The following is a 17,733-nucleotide window of genomic DNA, read 5'->3' on the forward strand; positions in this document are numbered from 1 at the left end:
CGGGCAATACTCGATCGGGTGTTCCTGACGATCAGTACGACCGGCACTCCGGAACGTCCCGCGACCGACCTCGGATTTCTGCTGCACAAGCATCCCGACCGGGCGCAGACGTTCTCCACGGCGCATGGCACCGCCCATGTGCTCTATCCCGAGGCGTCCGCCGAGCGCTGTACGGCCGCGCTGCTGCTGGAGATCGATCCCGTGGCGCTGGTACGGCGGGGCAAGGGCAAGGGCCGCGGCGGCGCGCCCGACGCGGCGCTCGCGCAGTATGTCAACGACCGTCCCTACGCGGCCTCCTCGCTCCTGGCGGTCGCGCTGAGCACGGTCTTCAAGAGCGCGCTGCGCGGAGTCTGCGCCGCGCTGCCCGAGCGCGCCGCACAGCCGCTGCCGCTGCGGATCGAGATTCCCGCCGTGCCCGCGCGCGGCGGCGCCGAGCTGGTCGGCAAGCTCTTCGGGCCGCTGGGCTGGACATCCGTGGAGGCACGTCCGGTGGCGCTGGACGAGCGGTTCCCGCAGTGGGGCGAATCACGCTATGTCCAGCTCGTCCTGGACGGCGAGCTGCGGCTCGCCGACGCGCTGCGCCAGCTCTATGTCCTGCTGCCGGTCCTGGACGACGCCAAGCACTACTGGGTCGCGCCCGACGAGGTGGACAAGCTGCTGCGCGCGGGCGAGGGCTGGCTGGCCGAGCATCCCGAGCAGAAGCTGATCAACAGCCGCTATCTGGCCCGCCGCTGGAGTCTGACCAGGCAGGCCATGGAGCGCCTGGAACTGGTCCGGCTCGCCGAGGCCGACGACATCGGGGTAGAGGCGATCGACAACGCCGTGGAGGAGATCCCCGCCGACCTCGACGCCGACCTCACCGCCGATGCCGACGCCACGGACAGCGCGCCGAGCGCCGCCGTGACGAAGGAGCCCTCGCTCGCCGACCAGCGGCGCGAGGCGATCCTGACCGCCCTGCACGCCACGGGCGCGGGCACGGTGCTCGACCTGGGCTGCGGGCAGGGCCAGCTGGTCAAGGCGCTGCTGAAGGACGCGCGCTTCACCCGGATCGTCGGTGTGGACGTGTCGGTACGCGCCCTCGCGATCGCCGCGCGCCGGATCGGGCTGGACAGGATGGGCGAGCGCCAGGCCGCCCGTGTCACGCTGATACAGGGAGCGCTCACCTATACGGACAAGCGGCTCAAGGGATACGACGCCGCCGTGCTGAGTGAGGTCGTCGAACATGTCGACCTGCCGCGCCTGCCCGCCCTGGAGTACGCGGTGTTCGGCGCGGCACGGCCTCGTACGGTCATCGTGACCACGCCCAATGTCGAGTACAACGTCCGCTGGGAGACCTTGCCCGCCGGGCACGCGCGCCATGGCGACCACCGCTTCGAGTGGACCCGCGGGGAGTTCCGCGACTGGGCCGGCGCGGTCGCCCGGCGCCACGGCTACGACGTCATGTATGTCCCGATAGGTCCGGATGATCCGGAGGTGGGACCGCCCACACAGATGGCCGTCTTCAGCAGCCATCAGGAGAGCGGTCATCAGGACAGCGGCCATCAGGAAAGCCGCCGCGAGGAGAGCCGTCACCAGGAAGGAAAGGCCGCATGAGCGACATGAGCGACACCGTCACGAGCGGCGCCGCCGCCTCCGTCCCGCGCGCCCTCCCGGTGCCCGACCTCTCCCTCGTCGTACTGATCGGCGCCACCGGCTCCGGCAAGTCCACCTTCGCCAGGAGCCACTTCAAGCCCACCGAGATCGTCTCCTCGGACTTCTGCCGTGGACTGGTCGCCGACGACGAGAACGACCAGAGCGCGAGCCGCGACGCCTTCGACGTACTGCACTACATCGTCGGCAAGCGGCTCGCGGCCGGCCGGCTCACCGTCGTGGACGCGACCAATGTGCAGCCCGAGAGCCGTAAGCAGCTCGTACGGATCGCGCGCGAGCACGATGTGCTGCCCGTCGCGGTCGTCCTCGATCTGCCGGAAGAGGTCTGCGCGGCACGTAACGCCGGCCGTCCCGACCGCGCCGGTATGCCGCGCCATGTCATCAAGCGTCACCGCGGTGAACTGCGCCGTTCGCTGCGCGGTCTGGAGCGCGAGGGCTTCCGCAAGGTGCATGTCCTGCGCGGTGAGCGGGAAGTGGCCGCCGCCGAGGTCGTGCTCGAACGCCGCTACAACGACCTCACCCATCTCACCGGTCCCTTCGACATCATCGGGGACGTCCACGGCTGCCGCTCCGAGCTGGAGACGCTGCTCGGCAGGCTGGGCTACAAGGGCGGCGCTCACCCCGAGGGCCGTACGGCCGTCTTCGTCGGCGACCTGGTCGACCGAGGCCCGGACAGCCCGGGTGTGCTGCGCCTGGTGATGGACATGGTCGCGTCCGGCGACGCCCTGTGCGTACCGGGCAACCACGAGAACAAGCTCGGCCGCTGGCTCAAGGGAAGGAAGGTCCAGCACACGCACGGACTCGCCGAGACCGTCGAGCAGTTCGAGAAGGAGGACGACGCGTTCCGTGCCCGGGTACGGGAGTTCATCGACGGTCTGGTCAGCCATTACGTGCTCGACGGCGGCAAGCTGGTCGTCTGCCACGCCGGTCTGCCCGAGAAGTACCACGGCCGTACCTCGGGCCGTGTCCGCTCGCACGCCCTGTACGGCGAGACCACGGGCGAGACCGACGAGTTCGGGCTGCCCGTGCGCTATCCCTGGGCCGAGGACTACCGGGGCCGGGCCGCTGTGGTGTACGGCCACACTCCCGTACCGAACACCTCATGGATCAACAACACCATCTGTCTGGACACCGGTGCGGTCTTCGGCGGCAAGATGACCGCGCTGCGCTGGCCGGAGCGCGAGCTGGTCGACGTACCGGCCGAGCGCGTCTGGTACGAGCCGGCCAGGCCGCTGACCACCGAGGCGCCCGGTGGCCGGGAGGGCCGGCCGCTGGATCTCGCCGATGTGCAGGGCAAGCGGATTGTGGAGACCCGCCACATGGGCAGGCTCGCGGTGCGCGAGGAGAACGCGGCTGCGGCGCTGGAGGTCATGAGCCGCTTCGCGGTCGATCCCCGGCTGCTGGCCTATCTCCCGCCCACCATGGCACCCACCGCGACCGCCGGCGCCGAGGCCCGCGACGCCACGGCCGCCATCGGCGGCCACTATCTGGAGCATCCGGCCGAGGCGTTCGCCCAGTACCGCTCGGACGGTGTCGCGCGCGTCGTGTGCGAGGAGAAACACATGGGCTCGCGCGCGGTGGCCCTGGTCTGCCGGGACGAGACGGCGGCGCGCAAGCGCTTCGGTGTGAACGGACCGACCGGCGCGCTGCACACCCGTACCGGCCGGCCCTTCTTCGACGACGTCGCGGTCACCGAGGAGATACTGGAGCGGCTGCGCACGGCCGTCACGGCCGCCGGGCTGTGGCAGGAACTCGACACGGACTGGCTGCTGCTGGACGCCGAGCTGATGCCCTGGTCGCTCAAGGCCACCGGTCTGCTGCGCACGCAGTACGCGGCGGTCGGCGCCGCCGCGGGCGCCGCCTTCCCGGCGGTGAACCGGGCGCTCGAAGCCGCCGTGTCCCGAGGCGTGGAGGCCGGCCCGCTGCTGGCGGCGCAGCGCGACCGCGCCACCGACGCGGCGGCGTTCACCGAGGCGTACCGGCGCTACTGCTGGCCCACGGACGGACTGGACGGAGTGCGCCTCGCGCCGTTCCAGCTCCTCGCCGTCCAGGGCCGCAGCCTCGCCGGAGTCCCGCACGACCAGCAGCTCGCCTGGCTGGACCTGCTGGTCGAGCACGATCCGACCGGGCTGCTCCAGGTCACCCGGCGGCTCATTGTCGACACGGGCGACGAGGCATCGGTCCGCAGCGGGACCGACTGGTGGCTGGAGATGACGGAGCGCGGCGGCGAGGGCATGGTCGTCAAGCCGCTCGCGGCGCTGGTACGGGACGAGAAGGGACGGCTCGTACAGCCGGGCATCAAGGTGCGCGGCCGTGAGTATCTGCGGATCATCTACGGGCCCGAGTACACCCGCCCGGAGAATCTCCAGCGGCTGCGCAACCGATTCCTCGGCCACAAGCGGTCGTTGGCGCTGCGGGAGTACGCCCTCGGTCTGGAGGCCCTGGACCGGCTGGCGGACGGTGAGCCGCTGTGGCGGATCCATGAGGCGGTCTTCGCGGTCCTGGCCCTGGAGTCGGAGCCGGTGGACCCACGGCTCTGACACCGCGCCTGGCTCCGGCACCGCGCCCACCGCGCCCGGCTGTGACGCCGCGCCCGGCTTCGACATCGCGTCGTGGCCGGGCGCTGAGACCAGGGCCTCATCCGTTCACCGCGTGAACCGCGCCTCATGCGGTGAGGATGGGGACATGGGATTCCACGTCGACTCCGAGGCCGGGCGGCTGCGCCGCGTCATACTGCACCGGCCGGATCTGGAGCTGAAACGGCTCACGCCCGGCAACAAGGACGCGCTGCTCTTCGACGATGTGCTGTGGGTGCGGCGCGCCCAGGAGGAACACGACGCGTTCGCGGCGGTGCTGCGCGACCGCGGAGTGCGCGTGCATCTCTTCGCCGATCTGCTGCGTGAGTCCCTGGAGCTGCCGGCCGCGCGCCGGCTCGTGCTGGACAGGGTCTTCGACGAGAAGGAGTACGGTCCGCTCGCCACCGGCCATCTCCGGGAGGCCTTCGACGGGCTGCCGACCGCCGAACTGGTCGAGGCGCTGGTCGGCGGGATGACCAAGCGGGAGTTCCTGGAGCGGCACGCGGAGCCGACCTCCGTCCGCTTCCATGTGATGGCGCTGGACGACTTCCTGCTCGATCCGCTGCCGAACCATATCTTCACCAGGGACACCTCCGCCTGGATCTACGACGGAGTGAGCATCAACGCCATGCGCTGGCCCGCGCGCCGGCGCGAGACCGTGCACTTCGAGGCGGTTTACAAGCACCATCCGCTCTTCACCGCGCCCGAGGCCGGTGCCTTCCACCACTGGTCGGAAGGCCAGGACGACTATCCGTCCACCATCGAGGGCGGCGATGTGCTGGTCATCGGCCAGGGAGCCGTACTGATCGGGATGAGCGAGCGCACCACTCCGCAGGCGGTCGAGATGCTGGCCCGTGGGCTCTTCGCGGCCGGTTCGGCGACCACGATCGTGGCGCTGGACATGCCCAAGCGCCGGGCGTTCATGCATCTCGACACGGTGATGACGATGGTCGACGGCGACACCTTCACCCAGTACGCGGGCCTCGGCATGCTCCGTTCGTACACCATCGAGCCGGGCGGTGACGGCCGTGAACTGAAGGTCACCGACCATCCGCCGGAGCATATGCACCGCGCCATCGCGGCGGCGCTGGGACTGGCGGAGATCCGGGTGCTGACCGCCACCCAGGATGTGCACTCGGCCGCCCGTGAGCAGTGGGACGACGGCTGCAATGTGCTCGCCGTCGAGCCCGGTGTCGTCCTCGCCTACGACCGCAATGTCACCACCAACACCCATCTGCGCAGACAGGGCATCGAGGTGATCGAGATCCCGGGCAGCGAGCTGGGCCGAGGGCGCGGCGGGCCGCGCTGTATGAGCTGTCCGGTGGAGCGTGCCGCTGTGTAGTACAGCCGCTGCTAGTAGTACGTACGGGTAGTACGTACGGCACCGCGCGGTCGGCGATCGTATAGCAATACGGGCAGTCGTATATAGTTCCATGGTCCCGGTATATGCCACCCCTTACCACTCCCTTTATCTGTGCCCCAGGAGCAGCCACCATGGCGATACACCTCGCAGGCCGCCACTTCCTCAAGGAGCTGGACTTCACGGCCGAGGAGTTCCGCGGTCTGATCGAGCTCGCCGCCGAGCTGAAGGCCGCGAAGAAGGCGGGTACCGAGATCCAGCGGCTGCGCGGCAGGAATATCGCGCTGATCTTCGAGAAGTCCTCGACCCGTACCCGCTGTGCCTTCGAGGTGGCGGCGGCGGACCAGGGCGCGGCCACGACCTATATCGATCCGGCGAGTTCACACATCGGGAAGAAGGAGTCGGCCAAGGACACGGCCCGGGTGCTCGGCCGGATGTACGACGGTATCGAGTTCCGCGGCGACGCCCAGACGACCGTCGAGGAGCTGGCCGCGCACGCGGGCGTACCGGTCTTCAACGGCCTCACCGACGACTGGCATCCCACCCAGATGCTCGCCGATGTGCTGACCATGACCGAGCACAGCGCCAAGCCTCTGACGGAGATCGCCTTCGCCTATCTCGGTGACGCCCGCTTCAACATGGGCAACTCGTATCTGATCACGGGCGCGCTGCTGGGCATGGACGTACGGCTTGTCGCGCCGCGCGCGTACTGGCCGGACGAGGAGATCGTCACCCTGGCCCGCAAGACCGCCGAGGAGAGCGGCGCGCGTCTCACGCTCACCGAGAGCATCGAGGAGGGCGTCGCGGGCGCGGACTTCGTGGCCACGGACGTCTGGGTGTCGATGGGAGAGTCCAAGGAGGTCTGGGACGAGCGGATCGCCGCGCTCGGTCCGTACGCCGTGACCATGGACGTCCTGCGCGCGACCGGCAATCCCGAGGTGAAGTTCCTGCACTGCCTGCCGGCCTTCCACGACCTCGGCACGGCGGTCGGCCGCGAGATCCATGAGCGCCACGGCCTGACCGAACTGGAGGTCACCGACGAGGTCTTCGAGTCGGCGCACTCCGTCGTCTTCGATGAGGCGGAGAACCGGCTGCACACGATCAAGGCGGTACTGGTGGCCACACTCGCCGGGACCGGTTCGACGGCCGCGGGGCTTCGCTGACCGGATGACGAAGACGGACCTCGCCGCTCGGGGGCTTCCGGGCCCTGGGCCCCGGGCGGCGAGGCTGCGCGGCAGCGCCACTGTCATGACGGTTGGGGGCCGTTCCGCGCCCCGGCTCTCTTCAGGTATGCGGCGTGTTCCGCGTCCAGGTCGACGACCGTGAACTCCATGAGTTCCATGATCAGTTGACCGGCGAGTACCCAGTTGAGCCGCCAGCTCTCGAAGGCCACGCCGCCCGCGTCGTACGCCACCGGGGACAGCCCGCCCGGCTGGTACAGCGCTCCGTGCACCCCCGCCACCACGAACGTCCGTACGCGCAACGCCACATAGCGTTTGCGTAAGTGGGGGCATGCTCCGACGGAGGTGGCTGCGCAGGGTACGCACAGGGGCGGGTGGGTGGTGACGTAGCCGGGCTTGTGCAGCTCCGGGTAGTCCGCGTCTTCGCCGACCACCCACAGTGTGCCGTCGTCGGTACGGTCCGACGGCCCGCCGCAGATCTGGCACAGGAGTTTGCGCATGGCGCGGCGCTGGCGCAGGAAGTGCACGTTCCCGAACTCCGGACGCCCCTTGCCCGGGCTGATTCCGACCCGTTTCCACAGGACACCGAGGTCGTCGCGCTCGTACGGCCCCTCGTCGACGTACGCGATGCCACCGCCCCGGACGACCAGCACGCCCGGGGGCCGGTGCTCCGAGGACCAGGTGGCGATGTACGGGACGACCGGAGGCCTGCCCACCGGCGCAGTCACGAGCAGCCACCCTCACCGGGCCGTACGAGTGGCACCGACAACGACGCCCACACCACCTTCCCCGGCCCGCCCCGTTCGGCCACACCCCACTCGTCCGCGAGAGCGTCGACGAGCAGCAGTCCCCGCCCGTCCGACGCTTCCGGATCCGGCACACGCCGCTGCGGACGCTCCGCCGAACCGTCGTGCACCTCGATCCGCAGCGCCCCCGAACTGCGGAAGTACCGCGTCTCGATGACCTGCTCCGGCGTCACCCTGGCATGCAGCCCGGCATTGCTGAGGAGCTCAGAAAGGATCAGAACGGCCGAGTCCTCCAGCACGGACAACCCCCAATCCGCCAACGCCTTACGCAACTCCAACCGCGCCAGAGCTACGCATCTCGGGTGACTGCTCCACCGCAGCACAACGGTGCTGCCGGCGGGCTCCTGGGTGGTATTAGTCATGGTGCCTCCTGTTCTTGGACGGGTGGTGGAACCCACCGTGCGGCCGGAGTCCTGGCAGGGATGCGTCGGCAGCGCGGCGGGGGCAGTGCGGGGGCTCGGCCGCGTGGTTCACGACGGCGCCGGTGGCCTGGTGGTCGCGGGTGTCCTCAGGCTCCGCCCGGTTGGGCGGCTTGGCGTCTTCGGGCATGGCGGACCCCTGGTGACTGTCGGCACTCCCTGAAGAACGCCCCGTACATGCATAGTCCACCGGTGGACCAGTCAGGTCAAGGTGCAGACACGAAAGGGCCCCCGTCAAGAACGGGGGCCCTCCTGAGAATTGACGGGAGATCAGCCGCCCATCGCGTACTCTTCCGTCCGCGCCCAGCGGCCGGCCGGTGTGACGCCGACCTCGTAGGTGAGCGCGTTCCCCTCCGCGTCGTACGCAACGTGCCGCGCCTCGGCGACGGCGGCCGGGCCCATCAGCCGCAGCAGCTCCAACTCCTCGTCGCTCGCGAGGCGGGCAGTCCACCAGTCACGGCCGGTGTGCGGACGCCGACTGGTCTGCATCTCCACATACCGGGTGGTGCCTTCACGGACACGCTCGCGCTGAAGCAGCCGAGGCGCCGCCTCGCCCACCTGCGCCGTGAACCACGAGTACGACGTGGCGGTCGGCGTCTCACCCTCGAAGGTGACACGGTGACGGCGGACGACGCTGTCACCTGTTTCAATGCCGAGTCCTGTCGCGACGTGCTCCGGAGCTGCGACCAACTCGGCTGACAAGATCTCGGCGTACTCACCAGCCGTGTAGATGTTCCCGGTAGCGACCGCGGTGGCGTACCGCTCACCCGCCGTACGAGCCAGCGGGACGCGCTCCTTCACCAGCGAGCCGGTACCTTGCCGGGTTTCGATGAGCCCTTCCAGACGGAGGACGTCCAGGGCCTTGACCACGGTGGCGCGCGAGACCTTCCAGCGGTCGGTCAGTTCCCGTTCGGACGGCAGCGCTTGACCCGCCGCGAGTTCGCCGCGCACGATCTTGCCGCGCAAGTCGCCTGCGATCTGGTCGTACTTGGGCAGTGCCATTGCTTCTTCCCCTGACTAGTGGACTGGTCCACTTGGCATAGTGCGGGCTGACACCCGTACAGGTCAACCCGCCACCGGGCATGACGACATGCACCCCGCCTCCCGAAGGAAACAGGACGCCCGCACATACGGTCAGCCGGTCTACGCGTGCTGGCGCGTGGCGGCGATTCGGACGCGGCGGACAGCTGAGCAGGCACGGGGAACGGGCGAGTTCCTGCTGCGCCGACAGGCGCTGCACCTACTGGATCGGAGAGGCCCCGCACATCCAGCTCTCCGACGACTTCATCGCCTCGCCGGTACCGGGCCCCTGGCAGGGCAACCGGCTAATGGAACACCTGGTACGCGGGCTTACACCCCACCACGGCTTTTTTGACCTCAACGTCCACACGCTCTGGACGCTGCTGGCTGCCCGCCCGAATCTCCTGCGCGGCTCGGCAGGCGCCGGGCGAGCCCTGCACGAACATCTGCCCGTGCTGTTGGATGACCGGGAGCTGTCGACGCGAGCGCGGCGGGAGCTTGACGGTATCCGATACGCGATCCGCCTGGCTGAGGCGTGAGAGGAATCGACAGTGGCTGATGACCTGTCGGCGGTGGCGCACTTCCTGTTCGAGGCAGGGACGCTCAAGCAAGCCCGGCGCACCGGCTGGTGGATGGCAGGGGTCCGCGACCCTGAGAGCGTCGCCGAGCACTCGTGGCGCGCATCTCTGATTGCAACGATCATCGCAAAGCTTGAGGGCGCCGACCCGGCGCGCGCCGCGTTCCTCGCCGTATGGCACGACACCCAGGAGACACGGACGGGGGACGTGAATTACCTCGGCAGGAAGTACTCCGCCGGCGCCGCCGACCCACGCGATGTCACCGCGGACCAGACCGCAGGGATGCCCGAGGTGCTGGCCTCCGCCGTACGGGACCTGGTCGCCGAGTACGAGGCGAAGGAATCCCCAGAGGCGATCTGCGCCAAGGACGCGGACAAGCTGGAGTGTCTCCTTCAAGGCGTTGAGTACAAGGCGCAGGGCTACGAGAACGCACAGCGCTGGATCGACAACAGCCGCGCACGGCTCGTCACCGAGACCGCGCAGCGTCTGGCCGACGAACTCCTCAGCCAGGGGTCGCTGGACTGGCTGCGAACAGCCCTGGGTGAGAAACCGACCTGACCCTGGACATGACGGACGCGCCCCGCCTCCCGAAGGAAACAGGACGCCCGCACATACGGTCAGCCGGTCTACGCGTGCTGGCCGGTGGCGGCGATTCGGACGCGGCGTCCGGCGGCGGGGATGGTCATCCCGACGGTGTCGGGTCGGCGCGTGGCGAGGCCGCCGAGGACTGACGAATAATTCGTGTGCGACTCGATCATTCGGAAGGTGGTGTGGTGGTGGCACAGCCCGAGTACCTGCGGATCGCCGCTGACCTGCGGCGCCGTATCTCCAGCGGCGAGTTCGGGCCGGGTGACCAGTTGCCGACGCTGCCCGCCCTGTGTGAGGAGTACCGGGTCTCCGACATCACGATCTGCAACGCGATGCGACTCCTCAGCAACGAAGGCCTCATTGAGACCCGCGCCCGCGCGGGCACACGTGTCCGGCCGCGACCGCCCGTACACCGCATGGCCGCCGACCGGTACCGGACAACGCCCAGCTACGTCCGCTGGTCCAACGTCGCAGGGACCCCGGTCTCCGAACCCGTCAACGAGCCCTGGTTAGGCGGCACACGGGCGCAGATGGTCAGCCTCGGCATCAGCGTCAACCGGGTCACCGAGTCGTTCACCGCGGCGATGCCCACCGACCTGGAAGCCCGGACTCTCCGCATCGGGGCAGGTGTACCCGTCCTGCGGTACACGCGTCGGCACATCGCGGACACCGGCCGGATTGTCGAGGTCGCCCACCCGATCGTGCGCCGCGGAGATACGACCGTCGTCGACTTCGTGATCGATCTGGACGAGTAGCGGACCCCGTACATCCGCACCGCCCTTGCCGGTGACCGGCCTTGGTGCCATGCGCCAGGTCCGGGGCGCGGCTCTCCATTCGCGCCTGGCCGAAGTCGTCCGCTGAGACCACCCGGCGCGCTCTCAGCGGCGCGTCGCTGGACGTACGCGCGCAGCCCTCGCGCTCCGCGTCGCGCGGGCCGGTCAGGAGGTGGGGAGCGTGAACCAGACCGCCTTGCCCTGGTCCGTGGGGCGGTGGCCGCATTCCGCGCTGAGTGTATGGATCAGCAGCAGGCCGCGGCCGTTCTCCTGCCAGGGATCGGGCATCGCGCCGAATCCCGGGCGCGAGAGATTCCCGGGCGGAGCCGGGTCGCGGTCGTGCACCTCGACCTGGCAGCCGGTGGGCAGCAGCTCCACGACCAGCTCGATCGGATCGCTCCCCGGCGTGTGCTTGATGGCGTTGGCGACCAGCTCCGCCGTGAGCAGCTCCGCGGTGTCGCTGTCGGTCCTGTCCGCGAGATGCGCGATCGCCGTCCGGACCAGGGCGCGGGCGAGCGGTACTGCTTCCGCACTGTGAGGCAGTGCGACACGCCAGGAAGGGAGGCCTGAGGTTTCCGGCACGGCGGGTGGTCCGATCGAGTGGTTCGGGGGTGTCCTGAGTCTGAAGTGCTAGCGGCTTCAACCTTACGGAGGGTAAGGGCGTGGGCAAGAGGCGGCGGCCCGCCGGACAAGGGACCTAGGTCCCGCCCGGATCGGGACCTTCGGCCCTCGGAATCCCTCGCGGATGGGCCCTTCGACGGGTACGGAAAGAGCCCCGGCGCGTGCGTGAGGTGGCCCGGGCGGCCCATGCGGCAGGTGGCGCAGGGTGATCGGGAGGCGGCCCCGGACAGGTGGCTCGAATCGTATCGCGCACTCGTGACGACAGTCACACATGAGTGATACCGTTCCGGCGAGGGACAGCGTCCGCTGAAGGAGGCCGTACTCCATGAGCCACTCCACGAGCCCGTTCACCGGCTCCGCGTCCCGTACCCAGGAGTGGCGCCATCTGCGGCTGACCTACGACGACGGAGTCGCGACCGTCACTCTCGACCGCCCGGCGAAACTCAACGCGCTCACCTTCGGCGCCTACGCCGATCTGCGCGATCTGCTCGCCGAGCTCTCCAGGGAGCGTTCCGTACGCGCCCTCGTGCTGGCCGGTGAGGGACGCGGCTTCTGCTCGGGCGGCGATGTGGACGAGATCATCGGCGCGACTCTCGGTCTGGACACCGCCCGGCTGCTCGACTTCAACCGGATGACCGGGCAGGTGGTCAGGGCGATCCGCGAGTGTCCCTTCCCGGTGATCGCCGCCGTGCACGGAGTCGCGGCGGGCGCCGGCGCCGTCCTTGCGCTCGCCGCCGACTTCCGGATCGCGGATCCCACCGCGCGGTTCGCCTTTCTTTTCACCCGGGTCGGACTCTCCGGCGGTGACATGGGAGCGGCCTATCTGCTGCCACGCGTCGTCGGGCTCGGCCACGCGACGCGACTGCTGATGCTCGGCGATCCCGTTCTCGCCGCCGAGGCCGAGCGGATCGGGCTGATCAGCGAACTGACCGACGAGGGCGCCGCCGATGTACGGGCCATGGAGCTGGCCCGCAGACTCGCACGCGGTCCGGCCCTCGCGTACGCGCAGACCAAGGCCCTGCTCACCGCCGAGCTGGACATGCCGCTGGCCGCCGCCGTCGAACTGGACGCCGCCACCCAGGCGTTGCTGATGCACGGCGAGGACTACGCGGAGTTCCACGCGGCCTTCACCGAGAAACGCGAGCCGAAGTGGCGAGGGCGTTAGCGTTGCCGGGCGTGCGGCGTGTCGCGGTGATCGGTGGCGGGCCCGGCGGGCTCTATGCGGCGGCGCTGCTCAAGCGGCTCGGTCCCGACCGCGAGATCACCGTCTGGGAGCGCAACGCTCCGGACGACACCTTCGGTTTCGGTGTGGTCCTCTCGGACGAGACGCTCGGCGGTATCGAGCACGCGGATCCGGTCGTCCACCAGGCGCTCCAAGGCGAGTTCGTCCGCTGGGACTCCATCGACATCGTCCACCGAGGCCGGACGCTCACCTCGGGCGGTCATGGCTTTGCGGCGCTCGGCCGGCACCGGCTGCTGGCGGTTCTGCACGAGCGCTGTGCCTCCCTCGGCGTACGGCTCCGCTTCCGTACCGAGGCTCCGCCCGCCGCCGAACTCGCCGCGACCCACGATCTGGTGATCGCGGCGGACGGGATCCACAGCCTCACGCGCGACACGCACGCCGAGGTCTTCGGGCCGCGGATCACCACCCACCGCTGCCGCTATATCTGGCTCGCCGCCGACTTCGCCTTCGACGCGTTCCGCTTCGAGATCGCCGAGACCGCGCACGGCGTGATGCAGCTCCACGGCTATCCCTTCGCTGACGGCGCTGACGGCGCTGACGGCGCTGACGGCCCCGATGGCGTCGACAGCGTCGGCCGCCCGCAGAGCACCGTCATCGTGGAGATGCGTGAAGAGGTCTGGCGGGCCGCTGGGTTCGATCGGCTCGATGAGCGCCGGTCGGCCGAGCGGTGCGCCGCCGTCTTCGCCGAGGCGCTCGGCGGGCGGTCCCTGCGCTCCAACGCCTCCTCCTGGACCGCGTTCCGTACGGTCGTCAACGACCGCTGGAGCCACGGCAATACGGTGCTGCTCGGCGATGCCGCGCACACCGCCCACTTCTCCATAGGCTCCGGCACCAAACTCGCCGTCGAGGACGCTCTCGCGCTCGCCGCCTGTATCGAGGAGCGGCCGGACCTGCCCGCCGCGCTCGCCGCGTACGAGCGCGAACGCCGGCCGGTCGTCGCGTCCACACAGCGGGCCGCCGCCGCCAGTCTGCGCTGGTTCGAGGAGCTGGCCACCTATACGGACCAGCCGCCGCGCCAGTTCGCGTTCGGGCTGCTCACCCGCAGCCGCCGGGTCACCCATGACAATCTGCGGCTGCGCGATGTCGGCTTCACCAGGGCGGTGGAGAAGGACTTCGGCTGCCCGCCCGGCACACCGCCGATGTTCACACCGTTCCGGCTGCGCGGGCTGACCTTGCGCAACCGTGTCGTCGTCTCGCCCATGGACATGTACTCCGCGGTGGACGGCGTGCCCGGCGACTTCCATCTCGTCCATCTCGGCGCCCGTGCCCTCGGTGGCGCCGGTCTTGTGATGACCGAGATGGTCTGTGTCAGCCCCGAGGGCCGGATCACTCCGGGCTGCGCCGGTCTCTACACCCGCGAACAGGGCGACGGCTGGCGGCGGATCACCGAGTTCATCCATGCCGGTTCGCCCGGCACGGCCATCGGCGTACAGCTCGGCCACGCGGGCCGCAAGGGCTCCACGCGGCTGATGTGGGAGGGCATGGACGAGCCGCTGCCCACCGGCAACTGGCCGGTGGTCGCCGCCTCTCCGCTGCCGTATCGGCCGGGCGTCAGCCAGATACCGCACCAGCTCGACCGCCGCCAGCTCGACACGGTCCGCGAGCAGTTCACGGCGGCGGCCCGACGGGCCCGGCGCAGCGGCTTCGATCTGCTCGAACTGCACTGCGCCCACGGCTACTTGCTCTCCGGCTTTCTCTCGCCGCTGACCAACCGTCGTAACGACGCGTATGGAGGCCCGCTCGCGAACCGGCTGCGGTTCCCGCTCGAAGTCTTCGACGCCGTACGGGCCGACTGGCCCGACGAACTGCCCATGACCGTAAGGATCTCCGCCACCGACTGGGCACCGGGCGGGACCACCGCGGAGGAGGCCGTCGAGATCGCCCGCGCGTTCGTCGCGCACGGCGCCGACGCCATTGATGTCTCCACCGGCCAGGTCGTGGCGGACGAGCGGCCCGAGTTCGGCCGCTCCTACCAGACGCCGTTCGCCGATTTGATCCGTAACACCCTGTCCGTCCCGGTGATCGCCGTCGGCGCCATCTCCTCCTGGGACGATGTCAACTCCCTGCTGCTGGCGGGCCGGGCCGATCTCTGCGCGCTCGCCCGGCCGCATCTCCACGATCCGCAGTGGACTCTGCACGCCGCCGCCGCTCAGGGCTACGAGGGACCGGCCGCGCCCTGGCCGCCTCCGTACCGCGCGGGCAGCCGCCCGCCGCCGGCGGGCCGTACCGACGAGCCCAGGCCGCGTCTCACTCTGCGCTGAGCGGTCCTCGTACGAACTCCAGCCCTGGGTCGCGCAGCCGGGCGTGCAGCCGGGCGAAGACCTCGGCGGAGCGCTCGCCCGGCCAGTCCTTCGGGAGCAGTTCGGAGGGCAGGCCGGGATCCGTGTACGGGAGATGGCGCCAGGAGTCCAGCGCGAGCAGATAGTCGCGATAGGCGTCCCGCGCGGACTCTGTCGCCCGCGCCGACTCCGTGTCCCGCAGCTGCTCCGTGTCCCGTGTCGTCCCGGCTTCCCGCGCCTGCTCCGTGTCCGGCGCCGTCCTGTCTTCCCGCGCCGGCCCGGCGCGCCGGGACTCCCAGGCGCGCAGTACCGGTTCGTGCGCGGTCAGGAACTCCTCGTGCCGGGCGGCGATCGCGTCCAGATCCCACCAGCGGGCCACGGCCTCCTCCGTCGGCTCGAAGCCGAGGTGCTCGCCGCGGAACAGATCCACATACGCGTCGAGCCGGAGCCGTCGCAGCGTGCGGCGAGTCTCCTCGTACAGTCGGCCCGGCGCGATCCAGACACCGGGCGCGGCCGTACCGAAGCTCAGCCGGCCCAGCCGGGAGCGGAGCAGATGGCGCTTGTGGCGCTCGGCCTCCGGTACGGAGAAGACGGCGAGCAGCCAGCCGTCGGAGAGCCGTGGCGCGGGACGGTCGTAGATCCTGCGGTCGCCGTCGTCGAGCAACTGCCGTGCCTCGTCCGACAGTTGGTATCCGGCCGCGCCCTCCGCCGTACGCTCCGGGAGCAGCAGACCACGGCGTTTGAGCCGGGAGACCGCCGAGCGCACCGAGGGCGCGTCGACACCGACGGCTCCCAGCAGCCGGATCAGCCCGGCCACGGGAAGCGGCGCGCCGTCCGGTGTGCGGCCGTACGCGCCGTACAGCGTGACGATCAGGGAGCGAGGAGTGTGCTGCTCGGCCACGTGATCACTGTAGGCCCTGGCTGATCACTGTAGGCCCTGGCGTACAGGGTCCTCGGACACGGCCTCGCCCACGACCTCGCCGCGCAGCAGGAAGCGCTGGAGCTTGCCGGTGGGCGTACGGGGAAGGGCGTCCAGGAAGACGATCGCGCGCGGGCGTTTGTACGGCACCAGCCGCGCTCCGACGAACTCCCGCAGATCCCGCGTGGTCTCCTCGCCGCGCTCGACGCCGTCCCGCAGAACGACATACGCGGCGACGATCTGGCCGCGTATCTCGTCCGGGCGGCCGACCACCGCCGCCTCCCGCACATCGGGATGGGCCAGCAGTATGTCCTCGACCTCGGGGCCCGGGATGTTGTAGCCGGCCGAGATGATCATGTCGTCCGCGCGGGCCACATACCGGAAGTAGCCGTCGGGCTCGCGTACATAGGTGTCACCGGTCAGATTCCAGCCGTCGCGCACATACTCACGCTGGCGTGGATCCGCCAGATAGCGGCAGCCCACCGGACCTCGTACGGCCAGCAGCCCCGGCTCGCCGTCGGGCACCGGCGCGCCCGAGCGGTCCACGACACACGCCTGCCAGCCGGGCACCGGTACGCCGGTGGTGCCCGGCCGGATCGCCTCGTCCGCCGCCGAGATGAAGATATGCAACAGCTCGGTCGCGCCGATGCCGTTGATGAGCCGCAGCCCGGTCCGCTCGTGCCAGGAGTGCCAGGTGGCGGCGGGCAGATTCTCGCCCGCCGAGACACAGCGCCGCAGCGAGGAGATGTCGTACGGACGCGTGTCCAGCTCGTCGAGCATCACCCGGTAGGCGGTCGGCGCGGTGAACAGCACCGACACGCGGTGCTCCGCTATCGCCGCCAACAGCTCCTTGGGACGGGCCTGTTCGAGCAGCAGCGCGGACGCACCGGCCCGCATCGGGAAGATCACCAGTCCGCCGAGCCCGAAGGTGAAGCCGAGCGGCGGACTGCCCGCGAAGAGATCGCCGGGCTCCGGCCGCAGCACCTGGCGTGAGAAGGTGTCGGCGACGGCCAGTACATCCCGGTGGAAGTGCATACAGCCCTTGGGCCGGCCCGTCGTTCCCGAGGTGAAGGCGATCAGCGCCACATCGTCCGGCGCGGTCTCCACCGCCGTGTACGGTCCGGTCCTGGCCTCGGTCAGCCGCAGCAGATCGTCGGCTCCGTCGCCGCCGTACGCGGTGATCCGCAGCCCGGGCACCCGCGCGTCCACCAGATCGTCCATCGACCGGACATCGCACAGCGCATGGCTGACCCGGGCTATCTCGCACATGGCGGCCAGCTCCGGTGGCCGCTGCTGGGCCAGTACGGTCACGGCCACCGCGCCCGCCTTCAGCACCGCCAGCCAGCAGGCCGCGAGCCAGGGAGTGGTCGGACCGCGCAGCAGCACCCGGTTGCCGGGCACCACGCCGAGATCGGAGGTGAGCGCGTGCGCGATCCGGTCGACGCGCTCACGCAGCTCGCCGTACGACCAGACCTCACCGGTGCCCGTACGGAAGACCGGCCGGTCCGGGCCGAACCGCTCGGCCGTACGGTCCAGCAGCTCGGCCGCGCAGTTGAGCGGGCCCGCGAGCCGCGGTTCGGGAGGGACGGGAGGGTCGAGAGGGAGGGGAAGAAGCCGTGGCCACTGCTCCGACGGCGGTAACTGGTCGCGCGGAAAGGTGTCTCTGTGCGCCGACGGCGTCAGCTCCATGGTTCGCCCCCTTGTAGTCGTGGGGTCGCCC

15 protein-coding genes are annotated in these 17,733 nt (G+C 70.2%); 9 read left to right on the forward strand and 6 right to left on the reverse strand.

Translation table 11 applies throughout. From position 1 onward, the window contains the following. Positions 1–18: 18 nt before the first annotated feature. The 4 genes from ACFV6H_RS15400 to argF all read left to right on the forward strand — a co-directional run bounded on the left by ACFV6H_RS15400 (position 19) and on the right by argF (position 6,749). A complete protein-coding gene (locus ACFV6H_RS15400) occupies positions 19–1,593 on the forward strand; it encodes a 3' terminal RNA ribose 2'-O-methyltransferase Hen1 (RefSeq protein ID WP_385541832.1) in 1,575 nt (524 codons plus the stop codon). Further along, a complete protein-coding gene (locus tag ACFV6H_RS15405; protein ID WP_385541833.1) occupies positions 1,590–4,190 on the forward strand; it encodes a polynucleotide kinase-phosphatase in 2,601 nt (866 codons plus the stop codon). Before ACFV6H_RS15400 ends, ACFV6H_RS15405 begins: the two co-directional genes overlap by 4 nt. A gap of 145 nt (positions 4,191–4,335) precedes the next feature. Further along, on the forward strand, positions 4,336–5,568 hold the full coding sequence (locus ACFV6H_RS15410; RefSeq protein ID WP_385541835.1) for an arginine deiminase: 1,233 nt from the start codon (positions 4,336–4,338) through the stop codon (positions 5,566–5,568). A 152-nt stretch (positions 5,569–5,720) separates the two neighbouring features. Further along, positions 5,721–6,749, forward strand: a complete 1,029-nt coding sequence (gene argF, locus ACFV6H_RS15415) for an ornithine carbamoyltransferase (protein ID WP_384988149.1) — start codon at positions 5,721–5,723, stop codon at positions 6,747–6,749. 83 nt (positions 6,750–6,832) lie between these two features. Here argF and ACFV6H_RS15420 read toward each other — a convergent pair whose 3' ends face one another. The 3 genes from ACFV6H_RS15420 to ACFV6H_RS15430 form a co-directional block, all read right to left on the reverse strand. After that, positions 6,833–7,495 carry a hypothetical protein gene (locus tag ACFV6H_RS15420; protein ID WP_385541837.1) on the reverse strand — a complete coding sequence of 221 codons (663 nt, stop codon included), beginning with the start codon at positions 7,493–7,495 and terminating at the stop codon, positions 6,833–6,835. Further along, a complete protein-coding gene (locus ACFV6H_RS15425) occupies positions 7,492–7,935 on the reverse strand; it encodes an ATP-binding protein (RefSeq protein ID WP_385541839.1) in 444 nt (147 codons plus the stop codon). The genes ACFV6H_RS15420 and ACFV6H_RS15425 overlap by 4 nt, the downstream gene beginning before the upstream one ends. Positions 7,936–8,262: 327 nt before the next feature. Next, positions 8,263–8,994, reverse strand: a complete 732-nt coding sequence (locus ACFV6H_RS15430) for a GntR family transcriptional regulator (RefSeq protein WP_385541841.1) — start codon at positions 8,992–8,994, stop codon at positions 8,263–8,265. A gap of 326 nt (positions 8,995–9,320) precedes the next feature. Between ACFV6H_RS15430 and ACFV6H_RS15435 the strand changes: the two genes are divergently transcribed. The 3 genes from ACFV6H_RS15435 to ACFV6H_RS15445 all read left to right on the forward strand — a co-directional run bounded on the left by ACFV6H_RS15435 (position 9,321) and on the right by ACFV6H_RS15445 (position 10,933). Beyond that, on the forward strand, positions 9,321–9,551 hold the full coding sequence (locus ACFV6H_RS15435; RefSeq protein ID WP_385541843.1) for a hypothetical protein: 231 nt from the start codon (positions 9,321–9,323) through the stop codon (positions 9,549–9,551). 12 nt (positions 9,552–9,563) lie between these two features. Further along, a complete protein-coding gene (locus tag ACFV6H_RS15440; RefSeq protein ID WP_385541845.1) occupies positions 9,564–10,148 on the forward strand; it encodes an HD family hydrolase in 585 nt (194 codons plus the stop codon). Positions 10,149–10,366: 218 nt separating this feature from the next. After that, complete coding sequence (locus ACFV6H_RS15445; RefSeq protein ID WP_385541846.1) at positions 10,367–10,933, forward strand: GntR family transcriptional regulator; 567 nt, start codon at positions 10,367–10,369, stop codon at positions 10,931–10,933. Positions 10,934–11,116: 183 nt separating this feature from the next. Here ACFV6H_RS15445 and ACFV6H_RS15450 read toward each other — a convergent pair whose 3' ends face one another. Then, positions 11,117–11,533, reverse strand: a complete 417-nt coding sequence (locus ACFV6H_RS15450; RefSeq protein WP_345941048.1) for an ATP-binding protein — start codon at positions 11,531–11,533, stop codon at positions 11,117–11,119. A gap of 364 nt (positions 11,534–11,897) precedes the next feature. On the opposite strand from ACFV6H_RS15450, the gene ACFV6H_RS15455 reads away from it, so the two are divergent. Both ACFV6H_RS15455 and ACFV6H_RS15460 read left to right on the forward strand, forming a co-directional pair. Continuing rightward, positions 11,898–12,737: an enoyl-CoA hydratase family protein gene (locus ACFV6H_RS15455; protein WP_384988139.1), complete on the forward strand. Its 840-nt coding sequence runs from the start codon at positions 11,898–11,900 to the stop codon at positions 12,735–12,737. Between the two features lie 2 nt (positions 12,738–12,739). Further along, entirely contained in the window at positions 12,740–15,076 is a 2,337-nt protein-coding gene (locus ACFV6H_RS15460) for a bifunctional salicylyl-CoA 5-hydroxylase/oxidoreductase (protein WP_385542115.1), read from the forward strand. Here ACFV6H_RS15460 and ACFV6H_RS15465 read toward each other — a convergent pair. Further along, positions 15,063–15,995 carry a PaaX family transcriptional regulator C-terminal domain-containing protein gene (locus ACFV6H_RS15465; RefSeq protein WP_385541849.1) on the reverse strand — a complete coding sequence of 311 codons (933 nt, stop codon included), beginning with the start codon at positions 15,993–15,995 and terminating at the stop codon, positions 15,063–15,065. The two genes, ACFV6H_RS15460 and ACFV6H_RS15465, sit on opposite strands and share 14 nt — an antisense overlap. Positions 15,996–16,019: 24 nt before the next feature. Then, positions 16,020–17,702 carry an AMP-binding protein gene (locus tag ACFV6H_RS15470; protein ID WP_385541851.1) on the reverse strand — a complete coding sequence of 561 codons (1,683 nt, stop codon included), beginning with the start codon at positions 17,700–17,702 and terminating at the stop codon, positions 16,020–16,022. Positions 17,703–17,733: the final 31 nt, after the last annotated feature.

Source organism: Streptomyces sp. NPDC059743, from assembly GCF_042732975.1.
Classification (GTDB): domain Bacteria; phylum Actinomycetota; class Actinomycetes; order Streptomycetales; family Streptomycetaceae; genus Streptomyces.